Here is a 6,052-nt window from a genome sequence, read left to right on the forward strand (position 1 = left end):
GCGCCCTCTGCGATACTTCTACGCCAGCCAGTTACCGGTCTTTTGAAAAATATTTACCGGCTAAAACCCGCGCTGGTCGTGGATCTTATACAGTGCTGTGCAAAAAGGTTCAAAAAAGATTTGGCAGGAACTGAAACGCCCTTATCTTTGCACCCCGCAGGACAAAAAGCGGGTAGTTCTCTGAAGAAATTGTGACTGGACGCTGCAAGTAAATAGTTGGGAGAGAGGGGATTACTTTTCGAATTTTCACTATTTAAGGCGAAGGATTCAAGTGGGTAGAAAAGGAGGTGAGGGGTGAAAAAAAGAAATGAATTTGCTGAAAAAAAGTTTGGTGGAAAGTTTAAAAGCTCTACCTTTGCAGTCCGCCTCAAAAAACGGGGCAGTTCTTTACAAACAGTTTGATAATCAACCGGATGTCTTTGAAGAAATCGCAAGAAATCTTAAGAAATATTTGGTTAGAATATAAAAGGCGCTTACCTTTGCAATCCGTTCGAAAAAACGGGGTGCAGAAAAGCCGGAGAGATCTGGTGAAGTAGGGCCGAAAGATCTTTGAAAGTTGGGAAACAATAGCACGTTAATTCAGTAAACTGGATTAACACCTAAGGTAGGTCAAGCGAATAAAATTCGATTTGACACGTTAATTTTTGGTTCTCGTTTTTTATAAAATGGGACACTTTGAAGTTAATAGTCAGCAATCAAACAACATTTACAATGGAGAGTTTGATCCTGGCTCAGGATGAACGCTAGCGGCAGGCTTAATACATGCAAGTCGAGGGGCAGCGCAGTGTAGCAATACATGGGCGGCGACCGGCAAACGGGTGCGGAACACGTACAGAACCTTCCTTCGAGCGGGGCATAGCCCGGCGAAAGCCGGATTAATACCCCATAGTAAGCTGGAGTGGCATCACTTTGGTTTTAAAGATTTATCACTTGAAGATGGCTGTGCGGCTGATTAGGTAGTTGGCGGGGTAACGGCCCACCAAGCCTACGATCAGTAACTGGTGTGAGAGCACGACCAGTCACACGGGCACTGAGACACGGGCCCGACTCCTACGGGAGGCAGCAGTAAGGAATATTGGTCAATGGACGCAAGTCTGAACCAGCCATGCCGCGTGGAGGATGAAGGCCCTCTGGGTTGTAAACTTCTTTTATATGGGACGAAAAAGGGGCTTTCTAGCTCAACTGACGGTACCATTTGAATAAGCACCGGCTAACTCCGTGCCAGCAGCCGCGGTAATACGGAGGGTGCAAGCGTTATCCGGATTCACTGGGTTTAAAGGGTGCGTAGGTGGGTCAGTAAGTCAGTGGTGAAATCTCTGGGCTCAACCCGGAAACTGCCATTGATACTATTGGTCTTGAATATTGTGGAGGTTAGCGGAATATGTCATGTAGCGGTGAAATGCTTAGATATGACATAGAACACCAATTGCGAAGGCAGCTGGCTACACAAATATTGACACTGAGGCACGAAAGCGTGGGGATCAAACAGGATTAGATACCCTGGTAGTCCACGCCCTAAACTATGGATACTCGACATACGCGATACACAGTGTGTGTCTGAGCGAAAGCATTAAGTATCCCACCTGGGAAGTACGATCGCAAGATTGAAACTCAAAGGAATTGGCGGGGGTCCGCACAAGCGGTGGAGCATGTGGTTTAATTCGATGATACGCGAGGAACCTTACCTGGGCTAGAATGCAGATCGACCGTGGGTGAAAGCTCATTTTGTAGCAATACACGGTCTGTAAGGTGCTGCATGGCTGTCGTCAGCTCGTGCCGTGAGGTGTTGGGTTAAGTCCCGCAACGAGCGCAACCCCCATCACTAGTTGCCATCAGGTAACGCTGGGAACTCTAGTGAAACTGCCGTCGTAAGACGCGAGGAAGGAGGGGATGATGTCAAGTCATCATGGCCTTTATGCCCAGGGCTACACACGTGCTACAATGGAGAGGACAAAGAGCTGCCACTTAGTGATAAGGAGCTAATCTCAAAAACCTCTTCTCAGTTCAGATTGGAGTCTGCAACTCGACTCCATGAAGCTGGAATCGCTAGTAATCGTAGATCAGCAACGCTACGGTGAATACGTTCCCGGACCTTGCACACACCGCCCGTCAAGCCATGGAAGCTGGGTGTACCTAAAGTCGGTAACCGCAAGGAGCCGCCTAGGGTAAAACTAGTGACTGGGGCTAAGTCGTAACAAGGTAGCCGTATCGGAAGGTGCGGCTGGAATACCTCCTTTTTAGAGCAACGTTGAGCAGTCTTCGGACTGGCTACAACAAATGACTTACTGGCTATTGTTTCCCTCTTTTAATTTATTGTCCCGGACTTGATCCGGGATCTATTTAAGTTCTTTATTTAGCAAAAATGTAACCCGTAATCACGGGGGCTACAACAAACAGATCCGTAGCTCAGCCTGGTTAGAGCACTACACTGATAATGTAGGGGTCAGCAGTTCAAATCTGCTCGGGTCTACAAAAGTTTTTGGGGGGTTAGCTCAGTTGGCTAGAGCATCTGCCTTGCACGCAGAGGGTCATCGGTTCGACTCCGATATCCTCCACAGAGGATGTTACGGAGTTAGTCGGCCAGAGCATTCCGACGGTAAGTCGGAAGGGTCATCGGTTCGAAACTCGATATCCTCCACCAAAGCGAACGATAACAAAGGTTATTTAGTAGAGAAAGTTCTTTTGAAATATGATGTTGACTTTAGGTCTGTTGGTTCGCAACCATACCATCAACTACGTCACGTTGTTAGGGAGCATTAGGGGTCATTCGTGATCATTAGTGTTCCATTCGTGAAGAGCTCTTTGACATATTGGGAAAATAAATGTTATAAAGGATAACTTTATTATCTATTTCGATCACAATTTTAGAAATATCACCAATTTATTGGTTGGTCTGAAGAAATGTGGTCGGGTAACAACTACAAGAATAACAATAAGTATAATTCTAGTTTTTTAAATTTTTTAAAGCAACTAAGGGCGCATGGTGGATGCCTTGGGTCTGAGAGGCGAAGAAGGACGTGGTAAGCTGCGATAAGCCGGGGGGAACTGCACACGAGTATTATATCCCTGGATTTCCGAATGGGTCAACCCAGTACGCTGAAGGCGTATTACTCGAAAGAGAGCCAACCTCCTGAACTGAAACATCTAAGTAGGGAGAGGAAAAGAAAACAATAGTGATTCCCTGAGTAGTGGCGAGCGAAAAGGGAATAGCCTAAACCGGAGCGGCGTGCCGCTTCGGGGTTGTAGGACTGCATTTAGAAGAGCTCATCAAGTTGAATCCTCTGGAAAGTGGAGCCATAGCGGGTGATAGCCCCGTAAGCGTAAATTGAGCAGGACGAGCAGTATCCTGAGTAGGGCGGGACCGGAGGAATCCTGCCTGAATCTGCCAGCACCATCTGGTAAGGCTAAATACTCCTCAGACACCGATAGTGAACCAGTACCGTAAGGGAAAGGTGAAAAGCACCCTAAACAAGGGAGTGAAATAGTACCTGAAACCGTGCGCCTACAAGCGGTCGGAGCTAGCAATAGTGACGGCGTGCCTTTTGCATAATGAGCCTACGAGTTGCTCCTCACTGGCGAGGTTAAGTTTTTAAACAACGGAGCCGTAGCGAAAGCGAGTCCAAATAGGGCGTATAGTCAGTGGGGGCAGACGCGAAACTTTGTGATCTACCCATGAGCAGGTTGAAGGTTTGGTAACACAAACTGGAGGACCGAACCCGTTGACGTTGAAAAGTCTTGGGATGACTTGTGGGTAGGGGTGAAAGGCCAATCAAACTGAGAGATAGCTCGTTCTCCCCGAAATGTTTTTAGGAACAGCCTCGGATTATGAAGTCTGTTAGAGGTAGAGCTACTGATTGGGCTAGGGGGCTTCACCGCCTACCAAACCCTGACAAACTCCGAATGCTAACAGATATCTCCGGGAGTGAGGCTGCGGGTGCTAAGATCCGTGGCCGAGAGGGAAATAACCCAGAATAGCAGCTAAGGTCCCTAATAAGTAGTTAAGTTGATCAAACGAGGTGAGACTTCTATAACAGCCAGGATGTTTGCTTGGAAGCAGCAATTCATTTAAAGAGTGCGTAACAGCTCACTGGTCGAGAGGTCTTGCACGGAAAATAATCGGGCATCAAACTACTAACCGAAGCTCTATGATCGCCGCTAAGCGGATGATCGGTAGGGGAGCATTCTGACTGCATCGAAGGTGTACTGTGAGGTATGCTGGAGCGGTTAGAAAAGAAAATGTAGGCATAAGTAACGATAAAATAGGTGAAAAACCTATTCGCCGAAAGTCTAAGGGTTCCTGATCAACGTTAATCGGATCAGGGTTAGCCCGGTCCTTAGCCAAACCCGAAAGGGGCAGGTGATGGAAAGCAGGTTAATATTCCTGCGCCTGCTATACAATGAAAGTGACGGAGCATGCTAGGTACCTATCCAGACGGAATTGGAGAGTGGATCCTTCGGGTGAAGCGCAGTACTGAAAATGCTTCCAAGAAAAGCGAGTATAGCAGCCGGTACCGCAAACCGACACAGGTAGACGGGATGAGTATTCTAAGGCGCTCGGGTGAGCCGTGGAGAAGGAACTAGGCAAATTGACGCTGTAACTTCGGGATAAAGCGTACCATCTTCGGATGGTCTCAGTAAAATGGTTCAACCAACTGTTTAACAAAAACACAGGGCCCTGCAAAATCGAAAGATGACGTATAGAGCCTGATACCTGCCCGGTGCTGGAAGGTTAAGGAAGGGTGTTCGGCGCAAGCCAAAGCTCCTGACTGAAGCCCCAGTAAACGGCGGCCGTAACTATAACGGTCCTAAGGTAGCGAAATTCCTTGTCGGGTAAGTTCCGACCTGCACGAATGGTCTAATGAGTTGAACGCTGTCTCCTCCACGAGCCCGGTGAAATTGTAGTATCGGTGAAGATGCCGGTTACCCGCCACGGGACGGAAAGACCCCGTGAACCTTCACTACAACTTTGCATTGATTTTGAATTACGGATGTGTAGAATAGTTGGGACGCTTTGAAGCAGTGGCGCCAGCCATTGTGGAGCGGTCGTTGAAATACCAACCTTCTTTGATTTAGAGTCTAATCCCTTGCGGGAAACAGTGCATGGTGGGTAGTTTGACTGGGGTGGTCGCCTCCTAAAGAGTAACGGAGGCTTGCAAAGGTACCCTCAGTACGGTTGGTAATCGTACGTAGAGCGCATTAGTATAAGGGTGCTTGACTGTGAGACATACAGGTCGAGCAGGGACGAAAGTCGGCTAAAGTGATCCGGCGGTTCTGCATGGAAGGGCCGTCGCTCAAAGGATAAAAGGTACTCCGGGGATAACAGGCTGATCTCCCCCAAGAGCTCATATCGACGGGGAGGTTTGGCACCTCGATGTCGGTTCGTCACATCCTGGGGCTGGAGAAGGTCCCAAGGGTTCGGCTGTTCGCCGATTAAAGTGGCACGTGAACTGGGTTCAGAACGTCGCAAGACAGTTCGGTCCCTATCTGTGGTGGGCGCAAGTAAATTGAGAGGACATGACCTTAGTACGAGAGGACCGGGTCGTACGTACCGCTGGTGTATCAGTTGTGCCGCCAGGTGCAATGCTGAGTAGCTATGTACGGACAGGATAAACGCTGAAAGCATCTAAGCGTGAAACCTTCCTCAAGATGAGTTTACTTTTAAGGGCCGTCAGAGACTATGACGTTGATAGGCTATAGATGTAAGGCTGGTAACAGCGAAGTCGAGTAGTACTAATTGCCCGTACGCTTTAATTTTTTTTATCTGTTTTCTAAAAACAGGTGTTAATAGAGCCCTTTATAACTTTCCCAATATGATCTTATTCGCGCGGAAAGCGCAACATTGACAAGAGTGTTACTCTGTTGTAATTACTTTTTAAATGTTCATCATCTTATGGTGGTTTTTCCGAGGGTGTTCACCTCTTCCCATCCCGAACAGAGAAGTTAAGCCCCTCATGGCCGATGGTACTGCACCACAATGCGGGAGAGTAGGTAGCTGCCATATTTATTGAAACAAAGCCTTACAGGAAACTGTGAGGCTTTTTTCGTTTACACC

Annotated in this window: 2 tRNA genes and 3 rRNA genes; all 5 read left to right on the forward strand. The window is 47.9% G+C overall.

Annotated elements, in window-relative coordinates:
• Positions 1-708: 708 nt before the first annotated feature.
• The 5 genes from LZZ85_RS28130 (at position 709) to rrf (ending at position 6,001) form a co-directional block, all read left to right on the forward strand.
• Positions 709-2,237 (forward strand): 16S ribosomal RNA (locus LZZ85_RS28130).
• 158 nt (positions 2,238-2,395) lie between these two features.
• A tRNA-Ile gene (locus LZZ85_RS28135) sits at positions 2,396-2,470 on the forward strand.
• Between the two features lie 11 nt (positions 2,471-2,481).
• A tRNA-Ala gene (locus tag LZZ85_RS28140) sits at positions 2,482-2,555 on the forward strand.
• A gap of 405 nt (positions 2,556-2,960) precedes the next feature.
• Positions 2,961-5,754, forward strand: a 23S ribosomal RNA gene (locus LZZ85_RS28145).
• Between the two features lie 135 nt (positions 5,755-5,889).
• A 5S ribosomal RNA gene (rrf, locus tag LZZ85_RS28150) occupies positions 5,890-6,001 on the forward strand.
• Together the 16S, 23S and 5S rRNA genes with 2 tRNA genes alongside form the textbook arrangement of a ribosomal RNA operon.
• Positions 6,002-6,052: the final 51 nt, after the last annotated feature.

The sequence above is a fragment of the Terrimonas ginsenosidimutans genome (genome assembly GCF_022012415.1).
In the GTDB taxonomy this organism is placed as follows: domain Bacteria; phylum Bacteroidota; class Bacteroidia; order Chitinophagales; family Chitinophagaceae; genus Terrimonas_A; species Terrimonas_A ginsenosidimutans.